Origin of the sequence: Arthrobacter sp. 9AX (assembly GCF_902506095.1) — a bacterium.
In the GTDB taxonomy this organism is placed as follows: Bacteria; Actinomycetota; Actinomycetes; order Actinomycetales; family Micrococcaceae; genus Arthrobacter.
The window spans coordinates 4,078,958-4,097,074 of the sequence record NZ_LR733293.1 but is presented as its reverse complement, the minus strand read 5'-3'; the positions used below and the strand labels follow the sequence as shown (position 1 = coordinate 4,097,074).

15 protein-coding genes and 2 pseudogenes are annotated in these 18,117 nt (G+C 61.6%); 7 read left to right on the top strand and 10 right to left on the bottom strand.

From position 1 onward, the window contains the following. Nucleotides 1–7 precede the first annotated feature (7 nt). Complete coding sequence (locus tag BACI348_RS21170) at nt 8–643, top strand: DUF4913 domain-containing protein (RefSeq protein WP_442858516.1); 636 nt, start codon at nt 8–10, stop codon at nt 641–643. Between the two features lie 577 nt (nt 644–1,220). Continuing rightward, nucleotides 1,221–1,803 (top strand): annotated as a pseudogene (locus BACI348_RS19025) (recombinase family protein). Nucleotides 1,804–1,890: 87 nt separating this feature from the next. Here BACI348_RS19025 and BACI348_RS19020 read toward each other — a convergent pair. Continuing rightward, a complete protein-coding gene (locus BACI348_RS19020; RefSeq protein ID WP_159829202.1) occupies nt 1,891–3,003 on the bottom strand; it encodes an FAD-dependent oxidoreductase in 1,113 nt (370 codons plus the stop codon). Between the two features lie 370 nt (nt 3,004–3,373). Here BACI348_RS19020 and dprA point away from each other — a divergent pair, with 370 nt between their 5' ends. The 3 genes from dprA to BACI348_RS21165 all read left to right on the top strand — a co-directional run bounded on the left by dprA (nt 3,374) and on the right by BACI348_RS21165 (nt 6,161). Continuing rightward, nucleotides 3,374–4,288: a DNA-processing protein DprA gene (gene dprA, locus BACI348_RS19015; RefSeq protein WP_159829200.1), complete on the top strand. Its 915-nt coding sequence runs from the start codon at nt 3,374–3,376 to the stop codon at nt 4,286–4,288. Between the two features lie 325 nt (nt 4,289–4,613). Beyond that, nucleotides 4,614–4,862 carry a DUF7793 family protein gene (locus tag BACI348_RS19010; RefSeq protein ID WP_442858515.1) on the top strand — a complete coding sequence of 83 codons (249 nt, stop codon included), beginning with the start codon at nt 4,614–4,616 and terminating at the stop codon, nt 4,860–4,862. 834 nt (nt 4,863–5,696) lie between these two features. After that, nucleotides 5,697–6,161: a GNAT family N-acetyltransferase gene (locus tag BACI348_RS21165; protein WP_442858514.1), complete on the top strand. Its 465-nt coding sequence runs from the start codon at nt 5,697–5,699 to the stop codon at nt 6,159–6,161. Nucleotides 6,162–6,207: 46 nt separating this feature from the next. Here the strand turns inward: BACI348_RS21165 and BACI348_RS20945 are convergent, their stop codons facing one another. The 3 genes and pseudogenes from BACI348_RS20945 to BACI348_RS18990 all read right to left on the bottom strand — a co-directional run. Then, nucleotides 6,208–6,393 (bottom strand): EAL domain-containing protein, encoded by a 186-nt coding sequence (locus BACI348_RS20945; protein WP_159829194.1) that lies wholly within the window; start codon nt 6,391–6,393, stop codon nt 6,208–6,210. After that, nucleotides 6,390–7,178, bottom strand: a complete 789-nt coding sequence (locus BACI348_RS20940; RefSeq protein ID WP_268892368.1) for an EAL domain-containing protein — start codon at nt 7,176–7,178, stop codon at nt 6,390–6,392. Before BACI348_RS20940 ends, BACI348_RS20945 begins: the two co-directional genes overlap by 4 nt. Nucleotides 7,179–7,415: 237 nt before the next feature. Continuing rightward, a pseudogene (locus tag BACI348_RS18990) lies at nt 7,416–7,684 on the bottom strand (IS3 family transposase); the annotation flags it as partial. A gap of 234 nt (nt 7,685–7,918) precedes the next feature. Here BACI348_RS18990 and BACI348_RS18985 point away from each other — a divergent pair. Further along, the gene (locus BACI348_RS18985) at nt 7,919–8,509 is read left to right on the top strand and encodes a hypothetical protein (RefSeq protein ID WP_159829190.1); all 591 of its coding nucleotides are present in this window, start codon (nt 7,919–7,921) and stop codon (nt 8,507–8,509) included. 922 nt (nt 8,510–9,431) lie between these two features. Here BACI348_RS18985 and BACI348_RS18980 read toward each other — a convergent pair. The 6 genes from BACI348_RS18980 to BACI348_RS18955 all read right to left on the bottom strand — a co-directional run bounded on the left by BACI348_RS18980 (nt 9,432) and on the right by BACI348_RS18955 (nt 16,646). After that, nucleotides 9,432–10,571, bottom strand: coding sequence for an aryl-sulfate sulfotransferase (locus tag BACI348_RS18980; RefSeq protein WP_159829188.1), 1,140 nt, complete (start codon nt 10,569–10,571; stop codon nt 9,432–9,434). A gap of 273 nt (nt 10,572–10,844) precedes the next feature. Beyond that, nucleotides 10,845–12,227 (bottom strand): amidohydrolase family protein, encoded by a 1,383-nt coding sequence (locus BACI348_RS18975; RefSeq protein WP_159829186.1) that lies wholly within the window; start codon nt 12,225–12,227, stop codon nt 10,845–10,847. Between the two features lie 19 nt (nt 12,228–12,246). Then, the gene (locus BACI348_RS18970; protein WP_159829184.1) at nt 12,247–13,884 is read right to left on the bottom strand and encodes an ABC transporter permease; all 1,638 of its coding nucleotides are present in this window, start codon (nt 13,882–13,884) and stop codon (nt 12,247–12,249) included. Next, nucleotides 13,881–14,684: an ABC transporter ATP-binding protein gene (locus tag BACI348_RS18965; protein WP_201298460.1), complete on the bottom strand. Its 804-nt coding sequence runs from the start codon at nt 14,682–14,684 to the stop codon at nt 13,881–13,883. The genes BACI348_RS18970 and BACI348_RS18965 overlap by 4 nt, the downstream gene beginning before the upstream one ends. After that, nucleotides 14,668–15,717 carry an ABC transporter substrate-binding protein gene (locus BACI348_RS18960; RefSeq protein WP_159829180.1) on the bottom strand — a complete coding sequence of 350 codons (1,050 nt, stop codon included), beginning with the start codon at nt 15,715–15,717 and terminating at the stop codon, nt 14,668–14,670. The genes BACI348_RS18965 and BACI348_RS18960 overlap by 17 nt, the downstream gene beginning before the upstream one ends. Nucleotides 15,718–15,734: 17 nt before the next feature. Further along, the gene (locus tag BACI348_RS18955) at nt 15,735–16,646 is read right to left on the bottom strand and encodes a nucleoside hydrolase (protein ID WP_159829178.1); all 912 of its coding nucleotides are present in this window, start codon (nt 16,644–16,646) and stop codon (nt 15,735–15,737) included. 171 nt (nt 16,647–16,817) lie between these two features. On the opposite strand from BACI348_RS18955, the gene BACI348_RS18950 reads away from it, so the two are divergent. Further along, nucleotides 16,818–17,834 carry a substrate-binding domain-containing protein gene (locus tag BACI348_RS18950; protein ID WP_159829176.1) on the top strand — a complete coding sequence of 339 codons (1,017 nt, stop codon included), beginning with the start codon at nt 16,818–16,820 and terminating at the stop codon, nt 17,832–17,834. Nucleotides 17,835–18,117: the final 283 nt, after the last annotated feature.

Below are 18,117 nucleotides of genomic sequence, written 5' to 3'. Positions count from 1 at the left end.
ACCTCCCTTGTCCCAAAGTTGGGACAAACCGATACTGTCCCAACGTGGGACGAAAAGGGTCCATTGCGTTGCCCCAGGTGCGCACGGTGCCGGTCGACGGCATCCCTTGGAAGCCAGCGGGCCGGAAGCAGAAGATGCTCCTGAGCCGGAGCTCTTCTACAACGATCTGGTCAGCTTCGTAGAGGAACACCTTCCACCGTCCTACCGGCGCAGCCTTAGCGGAACCCCCCGCACCTGGTGCCCCTCCTGGTGGAAACACGAAGAAGCCATAAGCCGGTCTTGGAGGATTGTCCGAATGCTTGGGACCGTCGTCCCATTCGCCGAGGTCACTCATCGGCTGCGCTCCTGCTGGATGTTGCGTGACAACCCATGGATGCGCTGTTTCAGCAGCAGCGGTAGACGCCGCTGGCCGATTGGAGGGGTCGTGGGCTGCGATGGAGGCCAGGATCTGGGCGTCGTGCTTTTGCCCATCCAAGGCACGGTTTCGAGCAACGCTGCGGGGGCTCCGGAGGCGAACATGATGGCGCGGCCTCGGGGGAAGGCTGAGAGGTCGCCCACCGGGAGACTTGCCGGTTGGTCAGGCAGGAGGCCATCTGCAGAGCGGTGCCGTAAATGCCGCCGCGTTGTTTGTCGTGTAGGTTGATGACACCTCGGACGGCGTTGCCGGTCTGGGTAAAAGCCGGCCTCCATCAGGATCGGGACGGCGGCGTCGTCGGTGGGGTCGGTCAGCCAGGTGTGAACCTGGGTGATGTGAAGGTCGGCCAGGCGCGGCGGCGAGCAGGTCCTGTCCGGCAGGGTCGAAGTACGCGTCGGTTTGGGCTCCGGGCCCGCGTGTGCCGGAGGCGAAGTGGTCAGCGAGGCGGGCGGCCCGGACTTCGTCGGTGACGTAGGACAGCGGGTTCCACCACCAAGAAGGTTCTTCCATGGCGATGGCCTGCGGGTCAAAGACCATACCGGGCCCTCAACGGCCCGGACGTCCCGCGGCCCCGGGGAGCGTAGCCCCTAGTTGATGTGTGCAGCGGATCAAGAAGTGTTCCACGCGCCTTTGGTAGATGGCGTGAACCATCTGTCTTGGAATACAACAGCTTTCTGAGACAGACCTCGCGGCCCTGCTCCAACTCTTCAAAATGAGCGGTAAGACTGGGGCATCTGCGTCTCGCAAAGACGTCTCACCGCATTTCGTCTCGTCCTGGGCGCATCTGAGCCTTTTCGAGTCGAACTTGACTGGTGAGGCAACTGGGCTACACGGCTACACCCGAGTCAGCACTTCCAGCCAGGACGCCCAGCTCGAATTGGACGCGCTGGTTGCCGCTGGTGTGCAGAAACGAGATGTCTTCGCCGACCTCCGGTAGCAAGACCGCGATCGAACGGCCGGGCATGAAAAAGCTCCTCGAGTATGCCGAGGAAGGCGACATCGTCGTTGTGTGGCGTGTCGACCGGCTGGGCCGGTCGCTGATCGACGTGCTGAATACGGTCGCCCTGCTCCGCGGTCGTGGTGTCCAGGTCCGGTCCATCTCCGATGGCATCGACCCGGCAACCTCGACCGGCCGGCTGATGCTGAACATGCTCGCAACCCTCGCCGAGTATGAGCGCGAGCTGATTGTCGAGCGGGTCAATGCCGGCATCGCAGCCGCCAGGCAAAACGGCACACGCTTTGGCCGACCGGTGTCGGATTCGGCCCTCATTGCGGAGAAACTGGCGATCATCAAGGAAGCCCGTTCCAAGGGGCACACGGCGAAAGAAGCCGCTCGCCTCGTTGGCTGGAGCCGTGCAACGCTCTACCGCCACCAGCAAAACCGCTAACGTAACGTCACGGCGTGTTCCTCCGCGACAGAGCGACTAACCTCGGACCGGCCGGTTGACCGTCCCAGTGCTTGCCATCTGTAAACCTCAGTGGGGGAGCAGTGCCCCGCTGAGGTTCCGGGCAGTGAGCCCTGCCTGAGTGGCCGGGACTAGCCATGCCGCAGCCAGACTGTATCCCCACTGACGGGAGGTTGCCGCCTTGCGGTGGTGTGTTTCGTAGCGCTTCAGCGCAGCCGCTAGCCTGTTGGGGTCGTCGGCCAATGCTTCCGCGAGGGTGAAGGCACCGCTCATAGCCAAGCTGGAACCGTCGCCGAACAGGGAGACGCAAGAAGCAGCGTCACCGAGCAGCGTTACCCGCCCTCGTGACCAGTGCGGGAGCTGCACCCGGCTGATGGCATCAAAGTACAGGTCATCTGCCCCCTCAACCTGGCCACGAAGGTCCGTTAGTTCCGGTACCGCCCAGTCGGTCACGCCGTAGGCGTTCAGAACGACCTGTTTCTGAACTCTAATGTCCCGGTACGCGGCCTTCGGGTGGGGCGGGGCGCGGAAAATGAAACCGGCACCCGCGGTCCCATTGACCGGATGCACCGTCAAGGACCGTCCGGGCCGGTTGTACATGACCACCGAAGCGGGGTCCGCTGCCGGGCGTCCAAGCGACATTGTCGCTATGTATAGACCCAGGGGGTGGACTAAGTCCTGTTCTGGTCCGAAGACCATCTCTCTGACGCTTGAGTGCAGCCCGTCCGCCCCCACGACCAGGTCAAAGCGCATGCGGGGAGAGCGGAGAAAACTGACATCGACGCCGGCCTCATCCTGCTCCAAGGCCGTCACCTCGTCCCCGAAGATGAAATATGCCTGGTCCTCGACAGCCGACCGAAGGATCGCTGCCAGGTCCGCTCGGGCGATCTCCACATCATCTCCGCGCGGCCTGCCGAGACGGAGCGGGCCTACCCGCCGCCCCGATGGTGTCACCAGTGTCAGCCCGGGAGCGTGCGTAGCACTGTCTTGCAAGCCCTGCAGAACACCCATCCTTCGGGCCACCTCCGTGGCGGCACCATGGACATCAACCGGGCCACCGCTGGATCGTAGCCCGTCTCCGCGTTCAACGACTGTCACCCGCATGCCGTGCCGGGCCAGCCAGTAGGCGAGGGTTGCTCCGGCGATTCCCGCACCGCACACCAAGACGCTATAACGCCGCATGCTGCCAGAGTAGACCCAGGCAATTTGACCGGGCGGCGTTGGCCAGCGCCCAGGTCTACTGCACGGGCCTCGCTTCGCTCGGGCGGTAGAAGCGTTTTTCTGTTTTTTGCTGCTGTCCTGCGGATCGTACGTGCCCACTCCACCGGCTCAACCGTCCTGCGGACGGCTGCGCAGCCGATGCCTTGTGTCGGCGCTTCGCTTATTTCCTCTTACAACCCATCCACTGCTTGCCCTTCGGGTTGCCCCGGCTCCGTCGGGCACAGCTACGCGATGCTCCGCCAGCAGGCAAAAAACAACCGGGGGAGAAGGGAAGCTGGCCGGTCACCAAAGCCGCCCCACCCACCGGATCCTCAGCAAAGGACAGAAAACCATGACTGACTACAACCGCATCGCTCGCGCCGCCCTGACCCGCCTCTTCGAGCCCGGCGACCTTGTGGGCCGCGCCCTGGTGGCCAAACACGGCGCCTCCGAGGCGCTGAAGATCGCCACCGGCTCCCTTCCCGCCGACCCCTTTTGGGACGTCACCGCCGACGCCTTGACCGAGGGCCTGCGGCGGTGGGCGCGTCGAATTCCAGACCTGCAGCCCGAAAATGACCTGGCAACGATCGAACGCTTGGGTGGGGGATTCCTCGTTCCCGATGATGAGCTGTGGCCGGTAGGGCTGGACGACCTGCCGGACGCACCGTGGGGGCTTTGGTACCGCGGCGTCATTGGGGACGGGATCCTCGGCCCGTCCCGGTGCGTGGCCGTGACCGGCTCACGGGACTGCACGACCTACGGGGCGGCCGTCACCGGGGACATGGCCTATAGGCTGGCCAGGGGTGGCCTCTGCATCATCTCCGGCCTCGCCTATGGCATCGACGCGCACGCGCACCGGGCCGCATTGGCAGGAACCCAAGGGAACGGACCAGCGACTATCGCCGTGCTGGCCGGAGGCCTTGACCGGGACTACCCATCCGGGAACGCGGACCTCGCAGCCGCGATCCGCGCCAACGGCGTGACGCTCTCCGAACTGCCCCCGGGAAGCGCCCCAACCCGATACAGGTTCCTGCAGAGGAACCGCATCATTGCCGCCCTCGCCGGGGTGACCTGTGTGGTGGAAGCCAGGTGGCGGTCAGGGGCGCTGAACACAGCGCATCACGCCGAAACAATCGCCCGGCATGTCGCAGTAGTTCCCGGCAGTATCCACAGTGCGAACTCGGCCGGATGCCACCGGCTGCTGAAGGAAGGCGGTGCCGTGCTTGTCACCGGCCCTGAGGACGTGACCGAACTGCTCGCCAGCTAGACCAAGCCGGTGACCGGTCCTTCGGGACCGGTCACCGCGGGCGGTCCGCCGTCGTTGGTTGACTTGCGCCGTGGGTTGCGAGCGGCGGACCGCCCAACGCCCACAGCATCCGCGGCTTACGAGGGCAGCGCGTCCCACCGACTACCGTGCGAACCCGGGAGGGCGAGGGGTGCTGGATGGGTGTTCGCAGAGCTCACACGGGATCGGACGTCCGCTGGCGCGGCCGGCTGTTGGGGCCAGGGCGTGCCGCCGCAGAGCTCCGGACCCCCTGGCCCTGATTGTCTGCGACGATGCTCCTATAGTCGTCAAATTCCCCTGATGAGCCGTGCCACCGAACTTTCTTTCAGGGCGCACCCTTCCCATGCTGGTCGAAATGACCAGCATGAAATGGATCGATCGCCGTGCCAAGGAAGTCTTCGCCGCACCCTGGCCGCTCGCAAAGATCGCACTCGTCGGCGCCTCACCTGTGGACGAAGTCATAGCCAGCTTCTACACGGCAAGGCACACCCCCACGTGCCCCACCCGGTTCTTCACCTCAGTGGATAAGGACATGACCTGGCTGACGCAAGAATAGCCAGCAGACGCAAAGGACATCAAGCCTCCAGAGGCGGTGGTAGTGTCGATCGAATCGGTGAGGCAAACAAAGGCAAACGCCGCGCCCGTTCACCTGCCGGCGAAGTCCAGAAGGTCCTTCACGCTGCAGCTAAGCCGGGCTGGACGCGAAGTGGACCATAAGTTTTCCACACGGCGCGGGCTCTACATAGGAAAATGACGTCGATGAAACCGCCGTGCAACATCGGAGGAGCATCCTGATCTAAAGGGTCTACCTGCCAGGAAAAGGAGCCGCCCATGCCTACAGCTCGGGAACCAATCGTCCGGACGTGTGATGCGCTTACGAACGGTGACCACATTGAGGCCCGGCGTGACGCCAAGCTTTTGCACCGAGAAAGAGCGAGCGAGACCGTGCCCGCCGTGGGATGTTCTGGATCATGTGCGCAAGAACCGGGGTGCGCAAACTCGTGGATCTGGAAGCCTCCGAGATTATCCGGGTTGCCGCTTCCCCAAACCCGGGTCGGGCGAGACCGGAGGTGACAGCTACCTTGGGTCGACGGCGCAGCCCTTCATGTCACCGGTTCTCCTTGCCTGGGTGCAGCTTGCCAAGGACGATCCCGGGATAGGCCCCGGGATCGAAATCAGGGTGTCCTGGGCAGAGCATCTGGGCAGTTACCGGGCAGTGAGCTTTTCGTCGGCGGGGCCCGCACGGTCGCTGATGCGTGGCGGAAGAGGGTCCGACAGGGACCCTTCCCCCGGAGTACAACATGACCCACACTTGAGTTCAGAATTTTGTCTCTACATCTGGGGAAGGCAGGACAGATCATGGTCTCTTTGATCTCATTGTCGGCACTTATTGAACCGCAGAATCTCAAAGCTGCCGTCCACTCTCCCCGCAACATTGAAGCCACGGACCTACCGAAACTCTCAGACCTCTACCTGCTTGCCTACGGCGACGGAATCCCATCCGGACAAAGAAAAGGCCGCCGGCAGGTTCAGTGCCGTCACCGAAGGCGCCCACGGGACCCCCATCCCGCAAGCTTCCTTATTAACTGCTGACCGGGAAGGCCGCGTCACCGCAGCTATCATCACCATAGAGAAGGCTCTCGGGGGCGACGGACCTGGAACTGCTTTCATCGCTGACCTTTTCACCCACCCCGATCACCGCAGACAGGGTCTGGCCGAAGAACTCCTCAGCCACGCCATGAATGCCCTGCACGAAACGGGCCACAAGACCCTGGCCGTAACCGTAAACAGCTCCAACCCCCCGCGATCGCCCTCTACCTCTCCCGCGATTTTCGCCGCCTCACTCAGCCGTTAGAGCACGACTAAAAGCGGAAAGGCTGGGCAAGCTGCCGGGCCTATCTCTAGGCCGATGCTGTCTCCGTCTGCAGGACCCACGCGGACCAGTCCACTGGATGCACGGAGGGCCGACCCAGCAGGTAGCCCTGCCCGGCTGTCATGCCAGCGGCGATGACGGCCGCAAGCTCTGCTTCTGTTTCAATTCCCTCGGCGGCCAGGACCGCGCCCACTTCCTGGGCAAGGCCTATCACGGCCGGCTCGTCCTGATCCGGCCCAGCAACAATGTTGTCGATGAAGCACGGTCAAGTTTGATGATGTCCGGTTCGAGGCTGAGAATCTGCTCATACGGGGTGAAGCCCGGGCCGGAGCCATCCACCGCTACACGCAAACCCAATTCGCGCAGGGGTTCCAGCGCCCGGATGAGAGACGTCCACTGCTCACTCGATGCCCGACCCCTGAATTCAATGATGATCTTGTCCATCCCCAGGCCGCAGCCCTGCAGTACGTCTTGAACACGGTTGTCCGTGAATGTTGCAGGGCTGAGGTTGAACGCGACGAAGAGATGCGGGGGAATCTCCCGCGCCGCGTTTAAAGCGCATTGCAGCGCCGCGATCTCCAGCTCGGGTCCCAGGCCGATAGCCGCCGCTTCCCGGAACCATACATCAGCGCTGGCACCGTCCCTGCTGACGAAGCGGGTCAGCGCTTCGAACCCTCTAGTCCTTCCGTCGGGTAGCTCGCGCACCGGCTGGAACGCCGTCAGCAACATTCTGTTGCCCAGTACCGATTCGATTTCCTTCCTGCTCCCCACGCCCGTAGGACGCTGAAGGAAGGGAGCTTCAGGTGACTCCGCGATGGCCGACCCGCCGGGAGCAGGAAAGGAATGCTGCCGGGTTGCCGGTTCCCTCGTCACGACAAGGTGCTCAAGGAATGCACGTTCCGGCTCATCCGGGTGCCTTGCCAGATGGCTCCGAAGCTGCAATCTCGCCCAATGCCGATCAGGATCAGGGTCATTCAGGACGTCGTTAATCAACTCCATCACCTGACCGCGCAGAGTAGAACTCCCCGCCCCCTGCGGCAGTAAAGTAGACCACCCCGGTACCGGTATCTCTTCTGCGCCCGTGACTGCTGGAAGGGAAGACTCATCCCGAGACATCGGCTATTCCTTTTTGGCTGCTGGCACCGGCTGAGCCCGGCACCGGGCCTCGCCCGCATCGCTCTTGATTTGCAGCGTGCAGTCTCGACCTTGAACAAAGAGTACAACCACGCAGCACCCATTGATGTCCTTGGCCAGATAGGCAGCTGCCCGGCGCGGGATCTCATTCTCCTGCTCCAACAGAGGGTTGCGCTTCTTCAACTCCCCCATCTCGGCCGACTTCGTCGCCGCGGGGCCGGCCCCGGGTTCTTTACGTTCGGCGATGGCGAGCCACCGCTTCAACGTCGTAACCAAAGCCCGAATCCTTCAATCTGCGCCAGCGGCACCTCGCCCTTGCGGGCCACATCAATAACATCCTGGCGGAACTCCGCCCCATAAGCCGTGGGCATGGTCAATATCCCTTCCACGAGCACCAGCTCGCTAGGTTAAGGAGTCAACAAAACCGGAGGGCAGGCCAGGACAGCTTTTGCTCGGAGTGAACTCCTCTGTAGCTCTCAGGATGTGCTGAGCGGCTGACATGCAGTTCTATGACCGCCGCCTGGTGCCACACACCCAACTCGGTCTAAACAGCTGCGCTAAGTAGCTGCCCCGGCGAGAATAGACGAATCTATACAGAATTCGCGATGCTTGACTTTCTTGGAGCACTACCGGACGAAACTTGGGGAAATCAAATGGTAAATGTAGCTTCCAATGAAGATTTTGAGCACATGGTTCAGGCTTCGGTAGACCTGGCAACCGAACACCCTGAAATTCAGGATTGGGAAGGTAGTCCTTTTGAGTGGATTCTAGCTGTACCGCCTGGAACACGCGGCAAAGTGGGACGGCAGTTGGTAGCAACTTGGGCTAAAAAGTCCGGTTTTCCAGTTCGGATGGTGACTGAGGATAAGCAACTGTACCTGCAGATCGGCGGACAGCTAGTCCAAGTAAAGATGTCCACGCTTTGGAAGAGCGGGATCTATAGATTTCAACAAATCCGCGATAGGGACTACGACTACTGCCTATGTCTCGGAATCTCCCCGAGAGACGTGCACGTTTGGTTGCTCCCCAAAGAAGCGTTAGGCCTGCACATAATCGGCCAACTCGGGCAACACACAGGGGCAGATTCGCTCGAAACGTACTGGTTTGATACGGGCCCTGGCGCGGTTCAGCCATGGTTAGAGCCATACGGGAACCAGCTATCCGATGCACGTGAGCAACTGGCTGCTGTAATTTGACCCAATCTTTATCGGCGGCTTGTACCCCGATGACGCTAGAACGCCCCCGTAACAGCGCACATGTTCAACGAATGCCCTTATGACCTCCTCCCACCGGAACCAGGTCCGGCTCTGATGGACAGGGAATCCTGGCAAATCGTTAAAATCGCTTGCCGCGCACGTATTGACCCTGAGGGCACTCGAAGTGGGGTTTTGACCACTCCTTCGAACGATCATGTGGTGGGACCAGCTGATCAATTCTGCCGGCTATCGACTCATATGGTGCTCGGCCCAAAGCCTTCGGCGCTCTCATCCGTCTGTGCATTGGGTTTAGAGGGCAATGTGGTGGACGCCAGGATCCCGGGAGTTATGAGCATAACGGCGGCCACGGTTAGTGCGCTGCCGTAGCTGGTGACAGGCGGGGTCGGGCTTCCTGCTCGGCTTCGCATCGCTCTGCGCCATTATCACCAGCTTCACCGCAATCGTCCGTCCCCGACCACCTGCTGGCCGGCCAACTGGATGTATTCACTCATAGTCGGGCCTTTCCGCCGCCTGCACCTGCGGCCCATTAGAGAGGCCATACGGAGCGGTCATGACCACGCCGTTCCCTCCGTTTGTCTATCGCCCGTTGACGACGATTTTTGGCTGCTGTCTCTAGTTGTTACCGGGCTCAGTTCCGCGGCCGTCGTAGGGGCGTGGCTACCAGGGGAGGCGGGTATGGCTTTGGTTGCTGGCCGGCCCCAAGGGGGCCGGCCTCAAACCCGTCGTGTGATACCGCCTGTTGAACCAGGAGTAAATCGCCGCGGTCGCACAAAGCGGTAGCTCGTACCTTTACGCGACGCGAAGGGCAGTACCTCGGGCTCAGATCCGGGTCGACGTTGGGCTGCCATGGAACCGTGTGAAATTGTCCGGGTGGATGTGCTGATCCGGATGACTGAGGAGGCTAGCTCAGCCAGGGGACCTGGTCGGGGGAGTAACGGTAGGCGCGGAAGACTGAGTTGTTGGGGCCTTGGGATGAGTCGTGGCCTACCCCCTCTCCAAATGATCCGAACCACGGGACCACGTATTCCCACGCCAGGGTCCCTTCGCGATTGACTTCGAAGATGCGTCCGAAAGTGCCTTCCGCGATGAGTGTGTTGCCGTTCGGGAGGCGGCTTGCGCTGGACATATAGGGGCTGTAGAAGTTTTGCGGGGGATTATCTTTGTATTCCCAAACCACTTGATTGGTAGCAGGATCAACCTCAATGGCGCGGGAGTACGGGAAGCTGACGCCCTCGCGGAATGATCCGTTGTCGAAGACCAGGATGTTTCCATTGTCCAGTTCGTGCGGGTAGTGCTGCTGCGAAACAACGGGGGCATTGAGCGTCCAGTTGATGTTGTTGGTGTGACGGTCGATGCGTATCACCAGGGAGGCGCTGCGGAAGCCAACGATAATGTCACCGTCGCGTGTTTGGTTGACGGTATTGGCCATCGGCCAGTGCTCCCGGGCGTAGTGCGGATCCAGCGGGGCATCTGCGAAGGCAAGGTGGTCGGCCGCCGCCCATTTCCAGAGGATTTCGCCTTCCCAGGTCATTTCAACAATGACGTCCGCCCAGATGGTTCCGCCGGGGGCTTCGGTTCCAGGGGTACCGCCTACGACGAGGTTGGCTTGGTCGGAGGGCAACGGCTCGACTGTGAGCAGAATGAGATTGCCGTTATCCAGAATTGTGGCGTCATGATGGTGACGGGGGTGGTGGGCCTCACGCACGATTTGTCCTGATGGGGTGACCTCAAGGAAAACACCGCCGTGGTAGACCTCCCAAATAGGAAACAGGGGTTCGTCGCCGGTCAGCTTGCCCTGGTAGAAGAGGTTGCCGTTGGGCAGGAGGCGGGCATGGCGTCCCGGAGGGTATGGCAAGTGCCATTCGTGGACTACGTTGCCGTCGGTATCGATGAGGTATACGTCGCCCCTCTCGGCGATGGGAGTGATAAGGGTGTAACCCTCTGAGATGGCTGCGCGGTCTATGGCCAAAAGGCCAGTGCCGCGGCGAGAAATAGTGTTTTGGGAGACATGGGTGGACGTTCCGGAAATTACGGTGGTCATTGGTCCTCTTCGGTTGTTTTGCCGTGACTGTTAGTGGATGTATTGAGGCACAAGCAGTTGATCGTCAACTCCTCGTTCCAGGGATTGAACTCTCCAGCCCATTGGCCGAGGGGTCGGTGCTGGACGGCAGGGGTCTGCAGATTCACGTTTCCCTGACCCGGGCCTGGAGTATGCCCGTTTTTCGTACAGTTGCGCAGTTCTCGCTTTTGACCGGAGGGGTTTCCTGCCCGTCTGGCAGGAACTCTCCTGGCTCCGCAAGGCAGAGCTGCTGGCTCAGGCGATGGCCCCCATGAGCTGCGGTTGCCGGCGGGCGACCTGGTCTCTGATGGCGTGAAAGTCGACGTTTTCAAGCTGGCCGGCGGAGACAGCAATGTTCCCGTCCACCAGGACGGTATCGACGTCGCGGCCGCTGGCGCATTCATAAAGAAAAGCTTCTGGCGAAGCGTAACCGGCGGCATCCGGGCCATCAGTGCGCAGTAGCACTATGTCCGCGCGCTTGCCCTTTTCTAGGCTGCCCGTGTGCGCTGCTAGCCCCATGGCTCGGGAACCGCCGATGATGGCCATCGATAACGGCTCTGCTGCGGCCACACCGTTGCGGTTGTGGGTAGGGGTCGCCTCGACGAGCTGTTGGCCTACCCGGGCCAGCATGGCAACGCGGAACAGATCAAGCGTTCCGAGCGAGGCTACACCGTCTGTTCCCAGACCGATGGCTACGCCGCGTCGCCACATTTTTAGCGCCGGTGGATGGCCGATCGAGTAGTTTCCCTTGGCGCAGTGGCAGGCCGTGGCGCCGTAGTGGCGGAAGTTATCGATGTCTTCGTCTCCTACCAGGATCGAGTGGGCGCAGTGCAGCGTCTCGGTAAAAACGCCTTCGTTGATCAAGTACTCCAACGGACGCATCCCGTAGCGTTCCAAGCTGAAGTCGATTTCGTAGGTTCCCTCGACCAGGTGTGTGTGGACTTTTACACCCCGGTTTTGAGCTTCCTTGTGGATGGAGCGCACAAGTTCGGGCGTGCAGGTAATAATTTGGCGAAGAGACATGCCGCCGGTGACCCGGTTGGAGCCGTCAACCGCGGCCGGCAGGGCCTCAACTACATCTATGTTTCGCTGGATCGCCTCATCAGTGCTCATGCGCATCGAAGCCGGAATCCTGTCCCCGCCGTCCATGGTCGATTGAGAGACGATGCCGCGGATGCCGGTTCGCCAGGCTGCGGCGGCCATCCGCTCCGGGTGGGGACCACCCGCTTCGAAGAAGGATGTCGTGCCCGTCAGCAGCATGGCGGAATAGGCTAGCTGCCCGGACAGCTCCACGTCTTCAGGGGTCAGTGCCGCCTCGAACGGGACCAGGTATTCGCGCCATGTAGGTACCCGCAGGTTGCTTGAAGCGCCCACGGTGGTTAGCAGACCGCGCATCATGGTCTGTGCCGTGTGGATATGAGCATCGGTCAGTCCGGGGATGGCGATCTGTCCGCTGCCGAATATCCGGCGGGCGGGGTCCCACGCAGCCGTGACCTCACTGGTAGGTCCAATTCCAACGATTACGCCGTCCTTGATGGCGATGGCGCCATCCGGAATTACAGTGCCTTGCTGGTCGAAACTGATGATGTAGAGATTCTGCAGAATCAAATCCGCTTGTTGTTGCATGTTTTCTTCCACGGTGATGGGTCCTGACCTCTTAGAGTGCTATGCCGAGGCGCCGTGAGACGCCCTTATCGATGAGTCCGATCAGTGTGTACAGAGCCAAGACGAAGATGACTAGTAGCGCTCCCGAGCTCCATAACGCCAGATACTCGGCATTCGCGGATGCCATCGTAATGACGCTCCCCAGGCCTTTGCCTGTGGCTAACCATTCCGCCAACGTGGCTCCCGACACTGCGGCCGGAACGGCGATGCGGGCAGCTGAGGAGATAGACGGGATGGCGTACATCAGCCGTACGTGAAGGGCTGCCTGAAGCTTTGTGCCACCGGTGGCCCGCACTACGTCGATCGCGGCCTCCGGCGTGCTTCGCAGACCCAGTGCCACTGTCACCAGGGTGGGGAAAAACGTCACCAAGGTCACCAGCAGTGTGACTCCCAGTAGCCCTCGCCCGAAAATCAGCACCAACAGCGGCGTAAGCGCCACGAGCGGCACCGAACGCAGCATAATGGCCATCGGCATCAGTACCGTGGCCAGGCTGGGCACGGCGACAAAAAGGACCGAGGCTGCTATTGCGGCCAGCATGCCGACCAGGAATCCGGCAGTCGCATCTACAATCGTCTGGCCCAGGCCGACCATAAATTCGCCAAAGAACATCCCCGGGCCTTCGCCGGTGACCGGATTGCCGACGATAAGGAAGTTCAGCACCTCTCCCGGGGTTTTGACAAAGTATTCATCAAAACCGAACACAGACCTCAGACCTTGCCAGAAACCCAGGATGAGGATCAGGGATGCGGCACCGGCCATCAGTGTGCCGGCCCGGCCCACCTTAGCGGTTTCCGTTCCGGCCACTGCCGCGCTCACATCGGTTCCCTGCCCGGCCCACGGCACAATGAGCTGTGAGAGCCCACGGATTAAGCCGTACCCGGCCGCTGCTATTGCCCCGATGAAGACCGCGATGCACCAGGTTCTAGCCATCATGAGCGAGTCCTGCGCGTTGACGAGGATAGCGCCAAGACCCCGGTCTGCACCGAAGAACTCACTGATCAGTGCGCCCAGGACGGCCGCCGGAACAGCGATCTGGAGCCCGGAAACCAAGCTGGGAATGGAAGAGGCCAGTCGGACAAAGCGTAGCTGCGCCCATCCGCGGCCGCCGCTGGCGCAGACTACATCAAGTGCTCTTTCGTCGGTTGTACGCAGGCCCAGCAGCAGGCCGATCATCAGGGGGAAATAGACCTCCAGGGCGGCAATGACAATCCGTGCCATGTCTCCAGGCAGGGCCACCACGATGATCGGGGCTATCGCCACGAACGGGATGACGTGGACTACCACTGCGAGCCGCATGATGATGGGTTCGGAGACCGGAAACAGCAGGCACAGGACGGCTAGCGGAATGACGGCGGCCACGCCCAGTCCGAAGCCCTTGACTGCGGTATCGAGGGTGTAGGCGGCATTGGAAAGCAGCAGGGACCGGTCGGCGACGAACTGCTCCAAAAGCGTCCATGGGTAAGGAACGATGTGTCGGCCGTCGAAGACGACGGCGAGCAGCATCCAGGCCGCCAGCAGCCCCGACACCACCAGTACCGGGCCTCTGGCCTTGGCGGGCGCGAATTTGCCTTGATCCCCAGTCGGGGGCGCTTGGGCTGTTTGCGCACCGGGATCGGCAACGGTGATCACGATGCCGCCGCAGGCAGGGAGGAGGCCCGTGCTGAGAACAGCCGATCAGAGAGCCGGTCGGCGTATGCGTGGAACTCGGGCGACTGCTGGACTTCAGGCTTCCGCGGCCGGGCCAGCTCGATATCCACCTCGGCCATGATCCGACCCGGTCGGGCCGCCATAACGTAGACGCGGTCGGAGAGAAATACTGCCTCATTGATGGAATGGGTCACAAGCAGGGTCGTCGTGGGCCGCTCGGTCCAAATGCGCTGCAGTTCGATATTCATTTGCTGGCGCGTCATGTCATCTAAGGCACCGAAGGGCTCATCCAGCAAAAGGACTTGCGGCTCCAGGACCAGCGACCGGGCTATTGCCACCCGTTGGCGCATCCCGCCAGAAAGCTGCGCGGGCCGTGCCTTTTCAAAGCCCTGCAGTCCCGTAAGCGCGATTAGGTCCTCGATAGCTTTACGGTTGATTGTTTTGCCGGCCACCTGCAGTGGCAGCGCTATATTTGACTCCACCGAGCGCCACGGCAGCAGTGCGGAGTCTTGGAAAGCAACGCCGATGGTGTGCCGGGACTGGACGGCCGCCGGGGCCTCGCCGAGCACAGAGAGCACGCCCTCGGAAGGCTCTTCAAGGCCGGCGAACATACGCAACAAGGTGGACTTGCCGCACCCGGAGGGACCAATCAATGCGACGAAGGAACCCTGTGGTGTGCTCAGCGATGCATCCGTCAGGGCCTTGACCGTGGATTTGTGGGCTGTGAACGTCTTGCTGACCCTGCGCGCATCCAGGCCTGGCGGTCTAGTTGCTGCCGTCATTGAAGACCCTTTCACCGACCGAGAGATCGAACATTTTGCTCGCGTCCGCCTGAAGGCCGATGCTGTCGAAGAACTTCTGCTGGGATGCGACACCCTCATTTGTCACCTGCAGCAGCTCGGATGATTCGGACGCAAGACCAGCCCAGACCTTGGCTCCGGCGATCTGGGGCTCGAGCTTGAGCCCCAGCTGTTCACCGTAAACGTCGTACACGGTTTGCCCGGCCGTTTCAGGGTCCTTCACTGCGTTTTCGAGTGCGCGGTGGGTTGCCTTGAGGATTGCTTCAATGGCCGACCGCTTTTCCGGATTCTCCAAAGAGTCCGCGCGGACCACCAACAGGCCGCTCCACCGGTTGTAGCCATAGTCCGAGAGCCGGATTTCGCGGGTTTTCAGTCCCTGGCTCTGGATAGCAATGGGCTGGTTGGGTAATGTGCCGGACATGGCATCCACTTCTCCGGAAACCAGCGAGGCTGGATCAGCGCCGGTGGTTACCAGCTCAATCTTGTCAATGTCCACGCCCGCCATTTTGAAAAACGGCTTATAGACCCGCTCATCCGTTTGCGCGAAACCAAAGCGCTTGCCCTCAAGGTCCGAGGGCTCAGTGATGCCGCTGTCTGCGAGGGTCACTATGGCGGAGGAAGATGTCTGGTAAGTCGCGCCCACGGCCACCAGCGGGGCGCCTCCCTTGACAGCGTTAGCCAATGTCTCGCTATTGAGAATGCCCATGAGCGCATTCCCACTTACAATCTGCGCGTCGGCGACCACGTCCGGGCCGCCAGGGAGCAGTTTTACCTCCAGTCCCTCCTCCTCGTAGTACCCCTTGGCCTGGGCCACGATAGGCGCCATACTCTCGACATTCGGAACCCATCCCAATTGGATGCTGGCCTGCTGGAGCTGGCCACTCTCGGCGGCGGGTTCGCCGGCTCCGGCCGAGCAGGCGGAGAGGGCCAGCGCCGCAGCCGCTACGGCCGCAAGGACGATCCTCTTGCTTTTTGTCTCCTGAAATCGGCGCTTGAACGGCGAATTGATGGACATGGTAGGCATGTTGTCTCCTAAAGGGTAAGGGCTTTGATGAGGGCAGGACGGTCGAGGTCAAGGACGAGTTCGAGCTGGTCCCGGCCGGTCGTCTCGTTCCGCCAGTCCACGACAGTGGCGCCATGGGCGAGACCGCCGTCATAACCGACGCGGATGCGGTGGCCCGCCGACCGCCGAATCACTCCGGAATCCAGAGCCACAGCCATCGCCAGCGGGTCGGCACGGCCGAAATCGCGGCTTTGCGCATAACCGGAATCCAGGGAAATACGCTGCTCGTGCAGCCCCCGGAGCAGATCCGACGCCGCGTTTTTCGAAACCCAGAATGACTCGATTTCGTCCCTGCTGAATCGGGTCTGCAGGGACAGGTCCCAAGTGATCAGGGTCACGTTGTGCATACGTTCAAAAACAATGTCCGCCGCCACGGGATCGGCAAAAACATTGAACTCAGCGTTGGGGGAGGCGTTGCCGAACCCGGCCGGACTGCCGCCCATGACCACAATTCTGTCGATCAGCTGCGGGAGTTTAGGCTCCAATTGGAGAGCCAATGCCACATTAGTCAGAGGGCCCAGAGCGACGATGGTCAGATCTTTGCCGTGCTCCCGTGCCGCCTGAACGATGGCCTGCGCCGCGTGAACTTCCTGGACGGGAACCGGGCGCCGGGGGACTCGTTTCATGTTCATAAGTCCGTCTTCACCGTGGATGTGCACAGCTTCAACGGGCTGGCCGAGCAGCGGCGCCGCCGCCCCGGCGTAGAGCCTGACCTCGGGCGCCAACATCCCCAAAATCCAGGCGGCGTTGCGGGTCACGGCATCCAGTCCGGTATTACCGGCCACAGTGGTGACAATAACTTCCTCGGCCGGCAGCCGGGTAAGCGCCATGGCCAACGCGTGGGCGTCGTCAAGGCCCGGGTCCGTATCAATGAGCAGCATCGTGGTTTCCTGAAGGTTGCTGAATCGGTTTAGCATTGAACGTACAGGGTAAAAGCGATGCTTTTCGCCGAGGAAACAGGATGTTTACAAGAAGCTAACCGAATGGATACGGGGATGCCCAGTGGCCGGTCTTGGCGCATTACAAGATGGAGTAGAGGAGGGTCGGTCAGCATGGTGAAGGGAAGTGGCAGACCTACAATTGCCGACGTTGCCGAGACGTCGGGTTATTCACGAGCGACGGTATCGATGGCGCTAAGCGGGAAGGGGCGCATTGATTCCGGCACCCGGGCCAAGGTGCGAGCCGTTGCGGAGGAGCTTGGCTACCGGCCCAGTGTTCGCGCGCAGCGGCTGCGAGGAGGCAGGTCTAACACCGTCGCCTTGATCACCGCCTTACCGGCTCCCATTGTGGCCGAAGCGTCCAATTACGGGTTTCTGCTGGATCTGGCATTACCAATCGCGCAGGAATGCCTGCTGCACGGCTACTCCCTGCTGCTCGTTCCCCCCTTGACCTCACCCAACGATCTAGCCCTGATGGATATTGACGGCGCCATTGTTGATGACCCCCGCACGGCAGACCCGATAACAGCTGAGCTGAGGGCTCGTGGAGTGGTGGTAGTAACCGTTGGTCGCTCCGGAGGAACCATGGCGAACGGGTTCGTTGACCGTGGACACAGCGGCGGGGACGTCATGATTGACCACTTCCGCGAACGCGGTTCAAAATTTGTGGCTGTGCTCCTTAGCGAAGAACCGCACTCCGTCGCCGTGTCCGTTTCCGCGTATGTATCGGCTCTCCCACCCTCCTCCATGCGCGTCGTAACAGCCCATGCACGCGCCGTCCAGGGGGAAGAAGCCGGCTATAAAGCAACCGTGAAGCTTCTTCGGGAACATCCCGGCATCGATGCCATCTATGCTTCCCTCGACGCGTTCGCGACGGGGGCGCTTCGTGCAGCGGTGGATCTGGGTTACGACGTCCCCGCCGACATCATTATCGGAACTAATTACGATGGGCGTCGATCCAGCAACTCTGTACCGCAACTGACATCGCTAAATCTGAACTTCCCGGATCTTGCCAAAACCGCGGTGGCCTTGCTGCACCAATTACTCACCGGCGATACTGCTGTTCAATCAGCAACGGCTCCTACACCATTGCTCATCACCCGTGCTTCAACATCTCGGCCAGTGCCGTAACTACATGCGGGCAGTCAGCACACCCCTGCCGCCATCCTTCGGGACCGGTCACCCCGGGAGGTCCGCCGTCGTGGTTGGCTTGCGCCGTTGGTCGCCGCGGCGGACCGCCAACCGCCGAGGCCATCCGTGGGTTAGGAGGGCAGCGCGTCCCGCCGACGTCCGCCCGAGCCCGGAAGGGAGCGAGGGGTGCTCATGGATGGTTCGCAGGCCGCGCCCCAAGGAGAGGGCGTCCGCTGGCGCGGCCGACTGCTGGGGCCGACGCTCACCGTCGCAGAGCTCCGGA

Coding starts and splice junctions, on each gene's coding strand:
- BACI348_RS19020 (WP_159829202.1), bottom strand. CDS start 3,003: ATGCGGCGTTATAGCGTCTTGGTGTGCGGTGCGGGAATCGCCGGAGCA.
- dprA (WP_159829200.1), top strand. CDS start 3,374: ATGACTGACTACAACCGCATCGCTCGCGCCGCCCTGACCCGCCTCTTC.
- BACI348_RS20940 (WP_268892368.1), bottom strand. CDS start 7,178: ATGGAGTTGATTAACGACGTCCTGAATGACCCTGATCCTGATCGGCAT.
- BACI348_RS18985 (WP_159829190.1), top strand. CDS start 7,919: ATGCTTGACTTTCTTGGAGCACTACCGGACGAAACTTGGGGAAATCAA.
- BACI348_RS18980 (WP_159829188.1), bottom strand. CDS start 10,571: ATGACCACCGTAATTTCCGGAACGTCCACCCATGTCTCCCAAAACACT.
- BACI348_RS18965 (WP_201298460.1), bottom strand. CDS start 14,684: ATGACGGCAGCAACTAGACCGCCAGGCCTGGATGCGCGCAGGGTCAGC.
- BACI348_RS18960 (WP_159829180.1), bottom strand. CDS start 15,717: ATGTCCATCAATTCGCCGTTCAAGCGCCGATTTCAGGAGACAAAAAGC.
- BACI348_RS18955 (WP_159829178.1), bottom strand. CDS start 16,646: ATGCTGCTCATTGATACGGACCCGGGCCTTGACGACGCCCACGCGTTG.
- BACI348_RS18950 (WP_159829176.1), top strand. CDS start 16,818: ATGGTGAAGGGAAGTGGCAGACCTACAATTGCCGACGTTGCCGAGACG.